The organism is Streptomyces sp. NPDC027185 (genome assembly GCF_055567035.1).
Map to the genome: position 1 here is coordinate 303,667 of NZ_JBVHRF010000003.1, position 16,424 is coordinate 320,090.

The 16,424-nt window shown below is 73.4% G+C and carries 13 protein-coding genes and 1 pseudogene; 7 read left to right on the plus strand and 7 right to left on the minus strand.

What is annotated here, in order from left to right; all coding sequences use genetic code 11:
- Positions 1-84 precede the first annotated feature (84 nt).
- Positions 85-2,748: a right-handed parallel beta-helix repeat-containing protein gene (locus tag ACZ4M8_RS11550; RefSeq protein ID WP_467605794.1), complete on the minus strand. Its 2,664-nt coding sequence runs from the start codon at positions 2,746-2,748 to the stop codon at positions 85-87.
- Positions 2,749-2,849: 101 nt separating this feature from the next.
- Complete coding sequence (locus ACZ4M8_RS11555) at positions 2,850-3,857, minus strand: hypothetical protein (protein WP_467605795.1); 1,008 nt, start codon at positions 3,855-3,857, stop codon at positions 2,850-2,852.
- 400 nt (positions 3,858-4,257) lie between these two features.
- Between ACZ4M8_RS11555 and ACZ4M8_RS11560 the strand changes: the two genes are divergently transcribed.
- Positions 4,258-5,001 (plus strand): response regulator transcription factor, encoded by a 744-nt coding sequence (locus ACZ4M8_RS11560; RefSeq protein WP_467605797.1) that lies wholly within the window; start codon positions 4,258-4,260, stop codon positions 4,999-5,001.
- A gap of 188 nt (positions 5,002-5,189) precedes the next feature.
- On the opposite strand, the gene ACZ4M8_RS11565 is transcribed toward ACZ4M8_RS11560, so the two are convergent.
- From ACZ4M8_RS11565 to ACZ4M8_RS11575, 3 genes are all read right to left on the minus strand, one after another.
- The gene (locus ACZ4M8_RS11565; RefSeq protein WP_467605798.1) at positions 5,190-6,566 is read right to left on the minus strand and encodes an EsaB/YukD family protein; all 1,377 of its coding nucleotides are present in this window, start codon (positions 6,564-6,566) and stop codon (positions 5,190-5,192) included.
- A 77-nt stretch (positions 6,567-6,643) separates the two neighbouring features.
- Positions 6,644-6,967: a WXG100 family type VII secretion target gene (locus ACZ4M8_RS11570; protein ID WP_467605801.1), complete on the minus strand. Its 324-nt coding sequence runs from the start codon at positions 6,965-6,967 to the stop codon at positions 6,644-6,646.
- 34 nt (positions 6,968-7,001) lie between these two features.
- Positions 7,002-7,340, minus strand: coding sequence for a WXG100 family type VII secretion target (locus ACZ4M8_RS11575; RefSeq protein WP_467605803.1), 339 nt, complete (start codon positions 7,338-7,340; stop codon positions 7,002-7,004).
- Between the two features lie 349 nt (positions 7,341-7,689).
- On the opposite strand from ACZ4M8_RS11575, the gene ACZ4M8_RS11580 reads away from it, so the two are divergent.
- The 4 genes from ACZ4M8_RS11580 (at position 7,690) to mgtA (ending at position 12,597) form a co-directional block, all read left to right on the plus strand.
- Positions 7,690-8,208 carry a lytic polysaccharide monooxygenase auxiliary activity family 9 protein gene (locus ACZ4M8_RS11580; RefSeq protein WP_467605806.1) on the plus strand — a complete coding sequence of 173 codons (519 nt, stop codon included), beginning with the start codon at positions 7,690-7,692 and terminating at the stop codon, positions 8,206-8,208.
- A 149-nt stretch (positions 8,209-8,357) separates the two neighbouring features.
- Positions 8,358-9,305, plus strand: a complete 948-nt coding sequence (locus ACZ4M8_RS11585) for a hypothetical protein (protein WP_467606526.1) — start codon at positions 8,358-8,360, stop codon at positions 9,303-9,305.
- A 369-nt stretch (positions 9,306-9,674) separates the two neighbouring features.
- Positions 9,675-9,965 carry an ArsR/SmtB family transcription factor gene (locus ACZ4M8_RS11590; RefSeq protein WP_391642655.1) on the plus strand — a complete coding sequence of 97 codons (291 nt, stop codon included), beginning with the start codon at positions 9,675-9,677 and terminating at the stop codon, positions 9,963-9,965.
- Positions 9,958-12,597 (plus strand): magnesium-translocating P-type ATPase, encoded by a 2,640-nt coding sequence (gene mgtA, locus ACZ4M8_RS11595; RefSeq protein WP_467605808.1) that lies wholly within the window; start codon positions 9,958-9,960, stop codon positions 12,595-12,597. Before ACZ4M8_RS11590 ends, mgtA begins: the two co-directional genes overlap by 8 nt.
- 32 nt (positions 12,598-12,629) lie before the next feature.
- On the opposite strand, the pseudogene ACZ4M8_RS11600 reads toward mgtA, so the two are convergent.
- A pseudogene (locus ACZ4M8_RS11600) lies at positions 12,630-14,146 on the minus strand (LCP family protein).
- Positions 14,147-14,281: 135 nt separating this feature from the next.
- Here ACZ4M8_RS11600 and tatA point away from each other — a divergent pair.
- Both tatA and ACZ4M8_RS11610 read left to right on the plus strand, forming a co-directional pair.
- Entirely contained in the window at positions 14,282-14,704 is a 423-nt protein-coding gene (gene tatA, locus ACZ4M8_RS11605) for a Sec-independent protein translocase subunit TatA (protein WP_467605810.1), read from the plus strand.
- Positions 14,697-15,494 carry a hypothetical protein gene (locus ACZ4M8_RS11610; RefSeq protein ID WP_467605813.1) on the plus strand — a complete coding sequence of 266 codons (798 nt, stop codon included), beginning with the start codon at positions 14,697-14,699 and terminating at the stop codon, positions 15,492-15,494. Before tatA ends, ACZ4M8_RS11610 begins: the two co-directional genes overlap by 8 nt.
- 51 nt (positions 15,495-15,545) lie before the next feature.
- Here ACZ4M8_RS11610 and ACZ4M8_RS11615 read toward each other — a convergent pair whose 3' ends face one another.
- Positions 15,546-16,415 (minus strand): TauD/TfdA dioxygenase family protein, encoded by an 870-nt coding sequence (locus tag ACZ4M8_RS11615; RefSeq protein ID WP_467605816.1) that lies wholly within the window; start codon positions 16,413-16,415, stop codon positions 15,546-15,548.
- Between the last annotated feature and the right edge of the window lie 9 nt (positions 16,416-16,424).

The following is a 16,424-nucleotide window of genomic DNA, read 5'->3' on the forward strand; positions in this document are numbered from 1 at the left end:
GAAGGGCCGGGCCACCGCTCCCCACGGAACGGTGCCCCGGCCCTTCGCCGTACGGCCTGCGGCCTGTCCTTCGCCGTACCGCCGCTACAGCGTCTGCAGCGGCGGGATGTCCTCCGGCAACAGCGTCACCAGGTTCTTCGTCTCCGCTTCGAGGTCCGCCTCGTCGGGGGTGGCGGAGGTGAGCAGGGCGGTGTCGGCGAGGCGCGCGGCGTGGCGCTCCGTCATCCGCTGGAAGAGCTGACGGGCGGTACGGCCGTTGCCGAACCGGTCGTCGCGCTCGACGCCCGCGAAGTACGTGGCGAGCGCTTCCGTCGTGGCCTCGCCCAGTTCGTAGCGGTGGTGCTCGGCCTGCTGCGCCACGATGCCGACCAGTTCGTCGGTGTCGTAGTCGTCGAAGAGCAGGGTCCGGGTGAACCGGGAGGCGAGACCGGGGTTGGCGTCGATGAACCGGCCCATGTCGTCGGGGTAGCCGGCCACGATCACCACCACGTCCTCACGGTGGTCCTCCATCAGCTTCACCAGCGTGGAGATGGCCTCCAGACCGAAGTCGTTGCCCTGGCCGTGCGGCACCAGCGCGTACGCCTCGTCGATGAAGAGGACACCGCCGACCGCCTGCCGGAAGACCGCGGTGGTCTTCGGCGCGGTGTGGCCGACGTACTCGCCGACCAGCGCGCCCCGGTCCGCCTCGACCAGATGGCCGCGGGAGAGCAGGCCCAGCGCGGTCAGCAGGCGGCCGTAGAGGCGGGCGACGGTCGTCTTACCCGTACCGGCGTTGCCCGCGAAGACCAGGTGGCGGCTGAGCGGGGGCGGGGGCAGACCCGCCTCGGTACGGCGCCGGACCAGCTGCATCAGCTTGACCAGCGTCTCCACGTCCTGCTTGACACGCTCCAGGCCGATCAGCGACCGGAGTTCGGCCAGCAGGTCCTCCAGCGACTCGGTGGACGCCTCGGTGACCTCGGCACCGGCGGGCGGGGTGGCACCGGGGGCGCCGCCCGCCGTCAGGGCGCGGGGGCCGGCCGGGGCGGGGGCGGACGCGGAGACCGGCAGGGTGCTGTCCTTCACCCCGTCGACCCGGCAGTCCTCGAAGACCGGGTCCGCGCCGTCCGCCAGCTTGAGGTCCTCGTCGGCGTCGCGGACCACGCAGCGGCGCACCACCGGCTTGGCGTCCTTGCCGACGTAGAGCGCCGGGAAGCCGGTGGCCGAGATGTCGCAGTCGGTCAGCAGCCCCGCCGCGCCGTCGGCGACATACACGCCGTTCTTCGCGGAGCGGGCGATACGGACACCGCTGACCCGCGGCCGGGCGCCGTTCCACAGCACCAGGGCGCTGCCCTTGCTGTCGGTGATCTCGCAGCTGTCGAGCCAGGCGGTGGAGCGCTCGCCGAGGAACACCCCGGCCGAACGGCTGCCGCGCACCCGGGTGTCCGCCACCAGCGCGCCGGTGTCCGCGGTCACCTCCAGACCGGTGCCGCAGTCGGCGATCTCGCAGTTGTCGAGGAGCGGACGGTGCGCGGAGGTCAGGCTGACGCCCGTCCCGGCGTCCGTCACCCGGCAGCGGCGCGCGGTCAGATCGCCGCCGTCCACCGCGATGCCGGACAGTTCGGCGGACTCCACGCGGGTGCCGGTCAGTGTCAGCAGGGCGCGTTCGGTGACCCGCGCGCCGTGCTGCGGAGTGCCGCGCAGCTCTCCGTCGCGGACCGTGGCACGGGCGGAGCCCGCCAGGTGCAGGGCGGTGAAGGCGCTGTCGGTGACCGCGCAGTCCAGGAGCGTCAGCTGCGCCTCGTCGGTGGCGAAGACGCCGTTGGCGCGGGAGCGGACGAGCGCGCCGCCGCGCATCTCGACCTGCGCGGTGCCGCCGGCCGCCAGCCCGCTGTCGGCGGAGTCGCCGACGGTGGTGGCGTCCAGCCGCAACACCGCGCCCTGGGCGGCGAGCACGCCGACGCCCCCGGACTCGTCGATCCGGCAGGACCGCAGCGTCAGCAGCACCGGGCCCGCGGCCTGTACGCCCGCGGTGCCGCTGCGGGCGATCTCGCAGTCGTGCAGCAGGACGCCCGCGGTGTTCCCGGACGCCCCGGCGTCGCCCTCCGGGCCGCTGCCCGCGTCGGCGTCGTCCGGTACGGGGACCGGCGTCGGGCCGGTGGCGGCGGAGGTGACCAGGACGCCCTGGGCGGTGGCGTCGGTCAGCCGGCAGGAACGGAGCACCGGCCGGGCGTCGTCCTCGACGGCGAGCGCCGCCGCGGTGGTCCTGGTGATCTCGCAGTCGGTGAAGGTGGCGGTGGCCGGCCCGCGGACCTGGACGCCGTGCCCGGTCGCGGTGTTGACGGCCAGCCCGGTGACGGTCGCGTCCGCGCCGTGCTCCACCAGCAGCGCGGTGCCGCGGGTGTCGGTGACGGTGACCCGCTCCAGGGTCGCCCGGCTGTCGCCGCCCAGACGGACGGCGGGCCCGCCCGCGCCCTGCACCGTGCAGTCGCGCAGCGTCGGCGCGGCGGTGCCGGAGACCTCCACCCGGCCGCCGGTGATCTCGCAGCCGTCGAGGACGGCGGTGCCGCCGCTCACGGCGACGGCGGGCTGCTCGGGGTCGATGCCCTGGACGGTGAGTCCGCGGACCTCCCCGGTGCCGCCGAGGACGGTCAGCGCCGGGCCGCGGGGGGACACCAGGCGGACCGTTCCGGCGCCCTGTTCGGCGACGAGGGTGATGTCCCGTTCCAGGGTGATGTTCTCGGTGTACGTGCCGGGTTGGACCGACACCACGGTGCCCGGTCCAGCGGCGCGCAACGCCGCGCCGATGGTGCGGTGCCCGCCCCAGCCCCGGGCTCCGACGCGAAGTGCGGCCGCGCCGCCGGACCGCCCGATCATGCCGCTGTGCAGCTGAGCTGGACCGGCCCGGCAGCGTCGTGCGCGTCCTTGGTGGACGACGTGTAGTCGATGCCGGTGTTGAACATCTTGACGGTCACGAAGCCGCCGTTGACCTTGAACGGGCCACGGGCCAGCCACTTGCCGCGGTTGTTGACCTGATCGACGTCGAAGCTGCCGGCGGCGTCACCGCCGCTGTGGTCCGACGCGTAGACCGCGTACTTGGCGGGCTTGCCGCCGACGTGACGGATGTCCGAGTTGCCCGGCACGAAGACCGCGAGCCGGCAGGAGGCCGCGCCCTTGATCTTGGCGCGGTAGTCGAACTTCCACAGCACGTACTGCGTCGCGTCGTACTTCGTCGACGAGCCGGACATGGGGATGGACAGGTACTGGCCGTTGCAGCCGGAACCGGTGTAACCGCCGCTGGAGGACTTCAGCCAGCCCGCGTCCTTGCTGAAGTTGGGGTCCTTCGTCCAGATCTTGGCTTCCGGGCCGGACGGGCAGCCGTAGCCGGCGAGCGCGGTGAAGGTCTGGGCGGAGGTACGGGAGACGGTTTTGCCGCTCTCGTCCTTGGTGGTGGCGGTGGGCGACGGCGGGGTGTGCGTCGAGCCCGACGTGGGGTTGTCCTCGGCGGGGATGATCCGCTGGCCGTCCGGCAGGGTCTGCTGCTGCCCGCCGGTGCCGCCCGTGGTGGAGCCGGGGCCGCCGGGGGACGCCTTGCCGTCCTGGCGGTGGTCCGCCTTGGCGGTGGCACCGGCCGGGGCCACCTTGTCGGCCTGGTTCTTCTTGTCGCCCGAGCTGCTGAGCGCGCCGATGGCGAGGGCACCGAGACTCAGTGCGGCGACGACCGCGATACCGATCGCCACCAGCCGCTTGCCGGGCTTGCCCTGCTCGCCCTCGGGGCGGACGCCGCCCACGAACGCGGAGACGAAACCGTGCCGGTCCTCCTCCGGCAGGCGGCCGGGTGCCTCGGCAGCGGGCTGCGCGGGCTTCTCCTGGTCAGCCACGTACGTACTCTCCAATTGTCTTGCCGTAAGGGACAGGCGGCACAGAATACCGCCGGGAGGTAAACGGGAAATGTCGGCGGGGAAAATTCAATTCAGCTTGAGTGATTTGTCTCGCGGTGTCACACGGATTTATTACCCGGCCGTGGTGAAACATTATGCAATCGTGACCTGCTGGCGGGAACTAAAGTGGCAAGAGATCCGTCCCCGGTGCGTCTGTGGGGAGTCTGCTGTCGGGTGGCCGTCCTGACCTGCGGTGCTTCGGTTCCGTTACGGATCGCGCAACAGTCCGTGCACTGTTGATTTTGTCCGGTACATTGAAACGGCATCGACTCGCTGCCCGGATAGTGTGCTGTGCAGGGGGATCTGAGTGTGACGCAAAGACCTGAGGACGGGAATACGCATGTCCAATAGTGCGCGAATTGCCATTATCGAGCATCAGAACCTGGTCCGGCACGGGCTGGAGAGGGTGCTCTCCCAGAGCCCGCGGCTCGAAGTGGTGGCCGCGGTGGAACGCGTGCAGGATTTCCCCTTCGGCGCCCCGGCCCCCGACGCCATCCTGTACGGCCCGCCCGTGCACGACTGCGCCACCGAGGCCGAACTCCCCGGCCAGACCCTGGCCCGGCTCGTCGCCTGCGCCCCGGTGCTCCTGGTCTCGGACTTCAACCGCCCCTACCGCGTCCTGGAGGCCGTCCGCGCCGGAGTCCTGGGCTGCGTCACCGGACGGGTGGACGACGAGGAGCTGCTGCGCGCCGTCGACACCGTCGTCCTCGGCGGCTTCCACCTCTCCTCGACGCTCGTGCCGCGGCTGCAGTCCGAACTCCAGCAGCCCGGCGGCGCCGAACCGCGCTCGCTCGCCCGCCGCGAACTGGAGGCGCTCCGGCTGCTCGCCGAGGGCCTGACCCACAGCCAGATAGGCCGCCGGATGGGTCTGACCGAAGCCACGGTCAGCACCTACGTCAAGCGCATCCGCACCAAGCTCAACGTCGGCAACAAGGCCGACCTCACCCGCACCGCCATCGAACTCGGCCTGCTGCGCGACCCCGCGGCGGCCGGCGGTGAAGGTGCGCCGCTGCCCGCGGCGGGCCGGGCGCCGCGCGGCCCGATGGCCAGCCGCTCCCGCTCCCTGCTGCTCGGCAAGAACTGACGGCACCACCGCGGCACCCGCCGTACCGGACGCCGAGGACCCGGCACCGGACGGCACTCCCGGCGCACCGCTGTGACGCCGGACGGCGGCGGTCACCACCGACGCCTGGCCGGCGGACCGCGCACCCACCACCGCGCAGTCCGCCGCCGGCCCCGGCCGGTAACCCTCCGTCGCCCGCACGTCGTCCCTCACAGATTCCGGCCGACGCCCATGAGCTGGTCGAAGACGCCGAAGGCGGCGACGGTGAGGGGAATGGCGAAGGCACCCAGCACCGCACCGAGTCCGCCGAACCAGACGGGGCGCCGCATCGAGGGCAGCTCCGGGCGCATCAGACGCCGGAAGCCGTACAGGACCAGCACCGCGCCGACGGCCAGCGCGGCGGCCGGACCGCTCCAGCCCGGCAGATCCAGCTGCGCCGGCCCGGCCAGCAGCAGCGTGAACAGCCCGATCGCACCGGCGACACCGACCGGCGCCACCTCGACCACGACCTTCGCGGCACCGGCCCGCAGCAGCAGACCCAGCCCGATGCAGGCGGTGATCGCCGCGGTGAACGGCGACGTCTCGTCGGTGGCGAGCAGCACCAGCGCGACGGCGCACGCCAGCGACAGCACCCCGCCCCACAGCGCCAGCAGCAGCATCGCGGTCTTCACCGCGGTCTGGAGCTCCGCGCCCTCCGGAGTCGAACCGCCCTGGCGCCGGTAGCCGAACGCGGCCACCCGCCCGGCCGTCGCCGGGGCGATCAGCAGCAGCCCGAACGCGACGACGGCGACCACCGCGGCGCACTGCGCGGTGTCGGCCTTCAATAGCGCCAGCAGACCGGTCACCACCGTGCCGATCAGTGCCCCGAGGAGCACCGCCGTGGTGGTCACGCCCATCGAGGCGACGGCGGCCAGCACGGCGCCCACGAGCACCCCGCCCGCCACGCACAGCGCGGTCGTCCCGTTCGCCGTGAGCGCGGCGGACGGCGCGGTCTCCAGAGCCACCAGCGTCCACGACGCGACCGCCAGACACGGGATCGCGCTCAGCGCCAGCGCCAGCCGGACCGAGCCCGGAACGGACCAGCGCCGCTCCGTCGCCAGCCAGGACAGCCCCGGCAGCAGCAGCCCCAGCGCGGCGGCGGCGGTGCCGGTGACCGCGGCCTCGACCGGCTCGGCCACCGCGACCAGCACCAGTGCGGCCAGCCACCAGACCAGACCGCAGGCCAGCACCGTCACGGTCCGCGACCGGGCGTCCCAGCGCCGCTCCAGGGCCTGCTCGGAGACCTCGGAGACCTGCTCGGCGACGTCCAGCACGACGGGTTCGTCGAACTCGTCGGCGACCACGTCGCGCAGGTACAGGAGCTGACCGTCCGCCATGCCGAGGTCGGCGAGGCTGTGTTCGGGCGCGATGGCCCCGCCGGTGCCCGTCGCCAGCGACCACGCGGCGGGCATCAGCTCGTTCTCCTCCAGCTCGCACAGGCGGGCCAGGTCATCGATGTACTCGGCGATGGGAGCACGGGCCGGGACCGCGAGGTCCACCTGCCTGTGCTCGCCCACGACCGTGATCCGGCAGCGCTCATCGGCCATCGGGTGCTGTCAGTCCCTCTCGTGCGTGCTCGGTGCGTGGTGCGGCGCCGCTCCGGGAGCGGCGGTGAACGGGAGGCTCAGCCGCCCGCGCTGTTCCGCCAGGTGCGGATGTTGGCCCACTCGGCCTCGGAGTAGTTCGCCCAGTTGACGTTCATCGCCAGGGCGATCTGGCCGAGCACACCCTTCGGTCCGAATAGACCCTCGGCGGCGAAGTTCCACTCCGCCTGCAGTCCCTGGTAGTACGCCTCTGCCTGACCGGACCAGGTCTCCGCGATCGGCTCCAGCTGGACGATCAGCTGGCGCAGCTCCTCCGAGATCTGCTCCGACAGGTCGTTGATGTGCTTGCCTGCCATCTCCAGTTCCTGGCGGACCAGGATGGACGATCCCTCGATGTTTCCCACGACGCTCCTCGGATGTAAGTCGGCGGTTCGGCGGTCAGATCCGGGCCGGGGGCAGCTGGCCCTGGAGGTCCCTGATCCGGTTCAGGTTGTCCTGCTCGGACTCCCGGTAGTTGACCTCGTTGCCGCGCAGACCCGAGGCGATGTCGGTCAGGGCGTTGTGCAGCATCTGTGCGTACGTGTCGTACTCGGCCATGTAGATCTGGAAGGTGTCGTGGGCGATGCCCTGCCAGGATTCTTCCAGCTGGATGACGTACGACTTGAGGTTCTGGAGCTTGATCTCGACATCGGCCGCCGTGTTGTCACACGAGGTCGCGGCCTGGGCGACCATCTCCGGAGTGACCTTGAAGCCTGACGTCTGACCGCCCTGTTGCATCTGCCCGCCCTCTCACGTGCCGGTTTCTGCCGGCAGTTGCCTGTTCCGTGGCCACTTTCGCAGTGGGCGGACGAGTCGGACCAGTCCCCTGTTCAGATGTCCCGCCCGCGCCCCGGAACCATCCCGACCTCTTGACCGTGCGCGGACAACAGGTAAAGTCCAGACCAATTGGTGGGCGGGTCGAAAGCGCGCCTCCGGTGTCGGCACCGGACGCGGGCCGCCGCCCGGCCACCGGTGCACCACCTTCGCGTCATTCACCCCCACTCCCGAGGCTGCCCGGGGGCGTGCGTGCCAGGCGGCGCCGCGTCCCGATCACTTCCGCGGTGGCCTCCTCCGCGAAAGGTATGCCATGAACCGGAAACGCAGGCTGGCCATGGGCATCGGCGCGGCCATCGCCCCGCTGCTCGTCGTCACCATCCCCGCGGGCCCCGCCAGTGCCCACGGCTACATCTCCAACCCGCCCAGCCGCCAGGCCCAGTGCGCGGCCGGCACCGTCAAGTGCGGACCCATCAAGTGGGAGCCGCAGAGCGTCGAGGGCCCGAAGGGGCTGACCAGCTGCAGCGGCGGCGACGAGCGGTGGGCCGACCTCGACGACGACTCCAAGGGCTGGAAGGTCACCCCCGTCTCCAGCACCGCCAGCTTCAGCTGGAAGCTGGAGGCCCGTCACGCCACCAGCACCTGGCAGTACTTCGTCGGCAGCAACAAGGTCGCCGAGTTCGACGACCACGGCGCCCAGCCCGGCGCGACCGTCACCCACCAGGTGAACTTCGGTGGCATCTCCGGCAAGCAGAAGGTCCTCGCGGTCTGGAACATCGCCGACACCGCGAACGCCTTCTACGCCTGCATCGACGTCAACATCGGCGGCTGACCGGCACCGCGTCCACCCCGGGCGGCCGGTTCCGCTTCCGGTCCGGTCGTCCGGGCGCCGCCCGCACCACGCGGTGAACACCGCCCCGGCACACCCGATACGATCGGCCTTTCGTGGCCGTCGTACGTGGCCGTCGCCGGGAGGACGAGATGGGCCTGTTCCGCCGAGGACCGAAGCGGGATTCCCGTGACGCGCCACGCGACGGGGAGTTCTCCTTCTTCTCGGACAGAGAGGGCGGCGTCTTCCGCTCCCAGGTCCGCCAGGCCTTCGCCGAGCGGGGCCTGGAGGTCACGGTCTACGCGGGCGTCGTCACCGACTCCGGCGGCCGCCGCTTCGGCCTCGGCAACCTCGCCGCCGTCTGCCACCGCGACCGCCGCGGCGAACGCAGCTGGCCCGGCCTCGTCCGCGACCACGTCGGCAAGGTGCTGCGCACCATGGACGGCCCGCAGCCGCTGGAGATCCTCTCCGCCGACGAGATCCGCGCCTGCCTCTACCCCCGCGTCGTCGCGGAGGAGACCCTGCCCGCCTCCGACGCGTTCCGCTACGGCCGCGAGCCCGCCGAGGGGCTGCGGGAGGTGCTGGCGCTCGACCTGCCCGACGCGGTCCAGATGCTCAGCGAGGACTCCCTGCTGGACGTCGGCGACATCGCCGAACTGCGCATCCGCGCCATGAACAATCTGCGCGCCCTGCCGGTCGAGGGACACGAGACGGTGCGCCGCCCGGACGGCGCCTCCTTCGAGGTGCTCTTCGGCGACTCGTTCTTCACCGCCAGCCGGGTCCTGGTCCTCGGCGAACTGGTCGAACGGATCACGGGCACCCCGCTCACCGCCGACGGCGCGCTCGTCGCGATGCCCTTCCGTCACCAACTCGGCTTCCACCGCATCCGCGACGCGCAGGTCATCCCGGCGCTCCAGGCGATGGCCGAGTTCGCCGCCGCCGGACACGAGGACGCGGCGGGCGCGATCAGCCCCAACGTCTTCTGGTGGCGCCGCGGTGTGATGACCCCGCTCAGCGAGCCGGACGGCGCCGGGCTGCGGGTGGTCGTGGACGGCGACTTCCAGCACATGCTGGAGCGCCTCGTCGAGGGCGAGGCGTGAGCGCCGGAAAATTTCTCCCGGCTTTTTCCCGCGGAAAGGGAACCCGGACGCCCTCCGCCCCGTTATCCCCAGTGAGGCCCCGCGTCATCCCCCGTGCGCGGGGCCTCACCATGTCCGCCCCCGGCCGCCCACCGCGGCCCGCCCGGCGCCTTCGCCCCCGGCCGCCGCACGGATCGGGGACCGCCCCCCGGCCGGAAGCCGTCACCGCGCGGGACCGGCGTGCCACCGCCGGACCGGCCCCCGCCCGGCCGCTCTAGACTGACCCCCGGTACGAGGCATACGCCCAGGGGGACGGAGACGGCAGTGGCAAGGGCCATCGAGGGTGGCGGGGCGGATCCGTCCGCCGAGGTGCTGGCGGAGGCGGCCGGGATGTTCGGACTGCTGGCCTCGCCGCCGCGGCTGCATCTTGTCTGGGCGCTGACCCAGGGCGAGAGCGACGTCAGCGGACTCGCCGAACGCGTCGGCGGCGCGCTGCCCGCCGTCAGCCAGCACCTGTCGAAACTGAAGCTCGCCGGTCTGGTCCGCTCGCGCCGCGAGGGCCGCCGGGTGGTCTATCTCGTCGACGACCCCGATGTGGTGGCCGTCGTCCGGCTCCTCGTCGGACGGCTCGCCGACCGCGGCGGGCAGCACGCGTCCGGCGCCCGCCGCTTCGGTGGCTGAGACCGAAGCGGCACCGGGCACCGGCCACCCGCCCGGCCCCCGGCAGGCGCCCGGCGGCACCGCCCCGGACGCCGCCCTCACCCCGCTCCAGCTGATGCGCCGCCTGGCCAGCGGACCGCGCGGCCTCACCGAGCGCGAGGCCGACGAGCGGCTCGTACGCGATGGGGAGAACACCGTCCCCGCCTGGTACACCCCGTCCTGGGCGCGGCGGTTCCTGCGTAGTCTGCGCGATCCGTTCACCGCCGTCCTGCTCTGCCTCGGCCTGGTCTCGGCGGCGGTGTCGTCCTGGGGCACCGCCTGTGTGATCACGGCGTTGGTCGTCGTCAGCTGTGTGCTGCGCTCGGCCGGCGAGGCGCACGCCGGGCGGGCGATGGCGGCGCTGCGGGAGATGGTCGCGACCACGGCGGCGGTGCAGCGCCGCCCCGACGGTGACGCCCCGCCCCGGGTGCGGGAGATCCCCGTCGAGGAGCTGGTCGTCGGCGATGTGGTGCGGCTGGGGCCGGGCGATCTGGTCCCCGCCGACCTGCGGCTGCTGCGGGCGAACGGGCTGAGCGTCCACCAGGCGGCGCTGACCGGCGAGTCCGCCCCGGTGGCCAAGCACGCCGTGGACGATCCGCGGGGCGACGGTGACGCCGACCCGCCGCACCTGTGCTTCCAGGGCAGCAGCGTCGCCACCGGCAGCGGCACCGGGCTGGTCGTCGCCACCGGCGCGGACACCCGCTTCGCCGCCGCGTACCGCGCCTTCGGGCGGCGCCGCGGTGAGACGGCGTTCGACCGCTCCGTCCACGGCATCGCCTGGACGCTGATCCGCTTCATGCTGCTGACCCCGCCCCTGGTGCTGATGGCGAACGCGGCGGTGCGCGGGCGGGGGCTGGAGACGCTGCCGTTCGCGGTGGCCGTCGCCGTGGGACTGACCCCGGAGATGCTGCCGGTGGTGGTCACCGCGACGCTGGCGCGCGGCGCCGCGCGGCTCGCCCGCACCGGCGGTGTGATCGTCAAACGGCTGCCCGCCCTCCACGACCTCGGCGCGATGCAGGTGCTCTGCCTCGACAAGACCGGCACCCTCACCCAGGACCGGCCGCTGGTCGAACACGCCGTGGACGCCCGGGGCCGCCCCGATCCGGGCGTGCTGCGCTGGGCCGCCGTCGCCGGTTTCTGGACCCTCGAACTGGCCGAGCTGCCCGCCCCGGACACCCTCGACGAGGCCGTCCTCGCCGCCGCGGACGAGGCGGGTGCCGATCCGCTCGCCCACGACGGTGTCGCGGCGCTCCCCTTCGACCCGGTGCGGCGCCTGGCCGCCGCCGTCGTCCGCCGCCCCGGCGCGCTCGGCACCCACACCCTCGTCGTCAAGGGCGCGGCCGAGGACGTCCTCGCCCGCTGCGCCCGGGTGCGCGACGACGGGAGCGACACCGCGCTGGACGACGCCGGACGGGCGCGGCTGCTGGAGAGGGTGGCGCGGGAGACGGACGCCGGGCTGCGGCTGCTCGCGGTCGCCGTCGCGGACCGGCCCGCGCGCACCGGTGAGTGGCGGGCGGACGATCTGCGGGGGCTGACCTTCCTCGGTTTCGTCGCGCTGCGGGACGCGCTCGCCCCGTCGGCGGCCGACGCGCTGGACGTCCTGGCGCGGCGCGGCGTCCGCGTCAAGATCCTCACCGGCGACCACCCGGGCACCGCCGCCCGCGCCTGCCGGGACCTGGGCCTCGACCCCGGGGAGGTGCTGACCGCCGGGGCGCTGGCGGAGCTGGACGGACCGGCGCTCGCCGCGGCCGTCGGCGACGCCACCGTCGTGGCCCGCTGCACCCCCGCCGACAAGGCCCGGATCGTCGCCGCGCTGCGCGGGGCCGGGCAGGTCACCGGGTTCCTCGGCGACGGGGTCAACGACGTGCCCGCGCTGCACGCCGCCGATGTCGGCATCACCCCGCGCGGCGCGGTGACGGTGGCGCGGGAGGGCGCCGATGTGGTGCTGGCGGAGAAGGACCTCACCGCCATCGGCCGGGCGGTCGCCGCCGGGCGGTACAGCAGCGGCTCGCTCGCCGCGTATCTGCGCATCACGCTCTCGTCCAACCTCGGCAACGTCCTCGCGATGCTCGGCGCCGGGCTGCTGCTGTCGTTCCTGCCGATGCTGCCCGTGCAGGTCCTGGTGCAGAACCTCTGCTTCGACGCCGCTCAGCTGGCCTTCGCGCTGGACCGGCCGGGCGAGGCGGTGCTGCGCGCTCCCGCGGCGCTGCGGCCGCGTGCGTTCCTGCGGTTCATCACGGTGTTCGGGCTGATCAACGCCGCGGCGGACGTGGCGACGTTCGCGGCCCTCGCGGTGGCCCTGCACACCGCGGGCGCCGGCGGGGAGGAGGTGTTCCACGCCGCGTGGTTCACCGAGAACCTCTTCACCCAGGCGCTGGTGATGCTGGTGCTGCGCGCCGGTCACCTCATGGTGCGGGGCCGCCCGGGGCCTCTCCCGTGTGCCGCGGCGGCCCTCGCCGTCATCGGTCTGCTGCTGCCGCTCTCCCCGCTGGGCCCGCCGCTGGGCCTGGCCGCACCGCCGCCGCTGTACTACGCGCTGCTCGCCGCCGTCCTCGCCCTGTACGGGACGGCGCTCGTCGCGGCGCGGCGGCGGTACCTGCCCGGCACCCGCTGACCGGCCGGACCCGGTCCGGCCGGTGTGCCCGGTCAGCCGTACGACAGCTTGGCGCAGGCGTCGTCGTCGGCGGTGCGGGCGTCGTCGGCGACCTCCGGGGGCACCTCGCCGTCCGCGGGCGGCGCGGTGGTGGTGCCGGGGGAGGGCCGCCCGGAGTACGAGCTGCCGACGGTCACCGTGATGCCGGGGGCCTGTTCCCGGTGGAGTTCCGCGCCGGGGAAGAGCCGGGCGGTGGTGCGGGCCCGGTCCTCCTCGCCGGGGCCGTAGGAGACCCGTGTGGCGGTGTGGTCCTGGGACGGCGCGGTGCTGGTGGCGACGACGGTGAAGCCCGCGTCCCGCAGGGTGTCGCCGACCCGGGCGCCCAGTCCGGTGGTGTGGGTGCCGTTGAGGACGGTGACGCGGATGCCGGTGCCGGAGACGGGGGGCTCGGAGGCGGGCGCGGTGGGCTTCTTCTCCGGGCCGCCGCTGCCGGCGGCGTCCTTGCCGTCGAGGGTGCGGTCGGCGCGCAGGGACGCCCAGAGGGCGTCGGCGGCGGGGTGCACGATCGCGACCCGCGCGCCCTGGTAGCGCCAGGGGACGGTGACGAACGCGGTGTTGTGCAGATCGATGTCCTTGAGGGACATCGCGAACGACAGGAGTTTCCGGGGGCTGCCCAACTCCGGGTCGACGGTGAGGGATTCGGTGGCCGCGGTGGCGAGCGGCAGGAGCGTGGTGGGGTTGAAGCCCTGCTCCTTGATCTTGCGTATCAGCCCGGAGACGAACGCCTGCTGGCGTTTGATGCGGCCGATGTCGGAGCCGTCACCGATGCCGTGCCGCAGCCGTACGTAGTCGAGTGCCTGGCGCCCCTCGACGGTCTGCGGGCCCTTGGCGAAGATCCGTTCACCGCGGGAGCCGCGCTTGGGGTTGAGGTCGCCCTGGTAGACGTCCTGCGGGAGGCAGACGGGGACGCCGCCGACGGCTTCGGTCATCTTCGCGAAGCCGTTGAAGTCGACGACGACGGTGTGGTCGACGCGGACGCCGGTCAGCTTCTCGACGGTGTTCTGGGTGCAGGCGGGGTTGCCCTGGGGCGTCTCGCCGACGGTGAACGCGGAGTTGAACATCGTGTGGGTGCGCTCCTGGGTCCAGGAACCGTCCGGGAGTCTGCAGGGCGGGATGTCGACGAGGGCGTCGCGGGGGATGGACACGGCGAGGGCGTGCTTGTGGTCGCCGTAGATGTGCAGCAGGAACGCGGTGTCGGAGCGGCCCACGTCGCCCTCGCCGCCGCCCAGTTCGCTGTTCTTGCCCGAGCGGGAGTCGGAGCCGATGACGAGGACGTTGCTGCCGCCGGTGGCGGGGGCGGGGCGGTCGCGGCTGACGCCGTCGGCGCCGAACGTGGTGATGTTGCCGTCGAGCCGGTGGTAGATCCAGCCGGCTCCGGCGGCCAGCAGGACACGAAGGAGGCGGTGGTCACCCCGGCTATCCGGGCCTTGCTGCGCCTGCGCCTGCGCCGCCCCCGGGCGGCGTTGTCCCCGTTGCGGCGTCCGTCGCGTGCCGAATGGCTGCCTGTCACGTGTGCACCCTCAATTGCCCGGATTTCTCCTGCGGGAAAGGCGGTTCACCCCCCGCCCAGAGTTGTATAGTTGCGCAATGTAGCAAGTAAATGCCGGTGTACCACCGGCGACCGGCAATCCGAGAGGCGGCGGCGATGCTGCGCAACGGACTGGAGCCCTGGCACCTGCTGATCGTGGGACTCGTGGTGATCCTGCTCTTCGGCTCCCGCAAACTCCCCGACACCGCACGGGCGTTGGGTAAATCCCTGCGGATCCTCAAGAGTGAGACCAAGGCGATGAAGCGCGACGACACCGGCGCCGGACCCCCGCCCGCGGAGCCCGCCCCCTACGCCACCTTCCACACCCCGGACGCCACGGCCGGTCCGGCGCCCGCCGCCCAGGCACCCGCTTCCGGGGCCGGCGCCCCGGCGCCCGCCGCCCCGGCCCCCGGAACCGGCGGCCCCGCCGCGTCCGCCGCGCAGCCGTTGCCCGCGCCGGGTGCCGCCCGCGCGGCGGGGGCCGGCGGCTCCGCCCCGGCGGCCGTGCCCGTCACCGGCCGGGGGACCGGCGATGGCTGACGAGCGTGCCCGCACCGCCCTTCCGACCACGTCGACCACGGGGGTTCACATGCCGAAGAACGCGTTCCGGCCACCCGACGAGGCGGACTTCCCGCAGCTCGTGGAGCGCGCCCTGGCCACCCGGGAGATCGCGGAGGCGCTGCGCCGCGCGGACGGCGACCCCGGCGTGGGGCAGCTGCGGACCGAGGCGCTGCGCTCGGTGACCGTCATCGCCGCCGCCGCGGAGGAGGAGTACCGCGCCTACCACCGGTTCGCCGTCGCCCGCGCCGCGGCCCGGCCGCCGGTCCGGCCGCTGACCCGCGCCACCGGCGGGGTGCTGCCCGCCCTCGGGGTGCTCGTACCGGGACTCGCGGCGGTCGCCGCCGCCATCTTCCTGCTGCTCGGCTTCGGGCTGCGCGCGGTGGGACTCCAGAGCCCGCTGGCCGACGAACTGATCGTGGCGGGCGAGATCGCCGCCGGGGTCGCGGCGGTGGCGGCGCTCTGCGGTCTGCTGTGGGTCCTGGTGGCCGCGGCCCGCAACCGGCCCTCGGCGAGCGGCCGTACGACGGCGCAGACCGAGGCGGACAGTGCCCTGACCGTCTACCGGGAGGCGCTGGTCACCCGCGGTCTGCTGCCCTTCCTGCGGGCCCGGCTGGGAGACGCGGCGCGGGAGCCCGAGGTGGTCGTGCCGCCGGCCCGCAAACGCCCGGGACCCGGCTTCAGCGCCCCCGATTTCGCCAGTCCCGACTTCGCGAGCCCGGACTTCGCGAGCCCGGACTTCGGCGGGCCGGGTGCCGCCGCGGAGCGCTGAACCCGCCGGGGCGGCGCCGGACGTCCGGCCCCGCCCCGGCGAGGGGACGGCTCAGCCCTTCAGCGGCCCGCCGCTGATCGCCACCCGGCGCCCGTGGCGGGTGAGCGGGTAGTAGTCGTACGAGACGTGGTGCTGCACACAGCGGTTGTCCCAGAACACCAGGGTGTTCGGCTCCCAGCGCACCCGGCACTGGAGCAGCGGCCGCCCCGACACCTGCTGGTGGAGCATCTCCAGCAGGGCCCGGCTCTCCGGCTCCGACAGCTGCGGGATCCGCTGGACGTAGATCGGGTTGACGTAGAGGAGCTTGCGGTCGGTCTCCGGGTGGCGCACCACCACCGGGTGCTCGTTCCGGTAGGTGACGTGGCCCTCGGGTATCGGCCGGTCCCCGAACGCGAGCCGCCCGTCGTGGATCGCGGTCAGCCCGTCGAGGAGGCCGCGCATCGTCGGGGAGAGCATCTCGTACGCCAGGTGCATGTTGGCGAAGAGGGTGTCGCCGCCGCTGCCGCCCTCCGGGGTTTCGAGGATGTGCAGCATCGAGCCGAGCGACGGCTCGGCGTCGGCGGTGCCGTCCGCGTGCCAGGCGTTGCCCGCCACGTCCTGGGCACCGGCGGTGGTGGTGATCTCCAGGATGCGCGGATCGCCCTCCGGCGGCGGGTTGACCGTCCGCAGCTCACCGAAGTGGGAGGCGAGCCGCAGATGGTCCTCGGGGCTCATCCGCTGATCCCGTACGACCAGGACGTGGTGGTCGAGGAAGGCGGCCTTCAACTCGGCGAGCTGCTCGTCCGGCAGTTCCTCCGTCAGGTCCAGGCCCGACACCTCGGCGCCGATCACCTTGGTGAGCGGCGCGACCTCGATGGTCCGGTAGTCCCTGGCGGGCCGGCTGGTCAGGCGCTCGATGGCGTCGAGTTCGTACTGCTCCATGTCTGCTTT

What these genes read in the sequence shown, in the direction of transcription:
- ACZ4M8_RS11580 (WP_467605806.1), top strand. Translation starts at nt 7,690, where the DNA reads ATGAACCGGAAACGCAGGCTGGCCATGGGCATCGGCGCGGCCATCGCC.
- ACZ4M8_RS11615 (WP_467605816.1), bottom strand. Translation starts at nt 16,415, where the DNA reads ATGGAGCAGTACGAACTCGACGCCATCGAGCGCCTGACCAGCCGGCCC.
- ACZ4M8_RS11585 (WP_467606526.1), top strand. Translation starts at nt 8,358, where the DNA reads ATGGGCCTGTTCCGCCGAGGACCGAAGCGGGATTCCCGTGACGCGCCA.
- ACZ4M8_RS11565 (WP_467605798.1), bottom strand. Translation starts at nt 6,566, where the DNA reads ATGGCCGATGAGCGCTGCCGGATCACGGTCGTGGGCGAGCACAGGCAG.
- tatA (WP_467605810.1), top strand. Translation starts at nt 14,282, where the DNA reads ATGCTGCGCAACGGACTGGAGCCCTGGCACCTGCTGATCGTGGGACTC.
- ACZ4M8_RS11590 (WP_391642655.1), top strand. Translation starts at nt 9,675, where the DNA reads ATGTTCGGACTGCTGGCCTCGCCGCCGCGGCTGCATCTTGTCTGGGCG.
- ACZ4M8_RS11575 (WP_467605803.1), bottom strand. Translation starts at nt 7,340, where the DNA reads ATGCAACAGGGCGGTCAGACGTCAGGCTTCAAGGTCACTCCGGAGATG.
- ACZ4M8_RS11560 (WP_467605797.1), top strand. Translation starts at nt 4,258, where the DNA reads ATGTCCAATAGTGCGCGAATTGCCATTATCGAGCATCAGAACCTGGTC.
- ACZ4M8_RS11610 (WP_467605813.1), top strand. Translation starts at nt 14,697, where the DNA reads ATGGCTGACGAGCGTGCCCGCACCGCCCTTCCGACCACGTCGACCACG.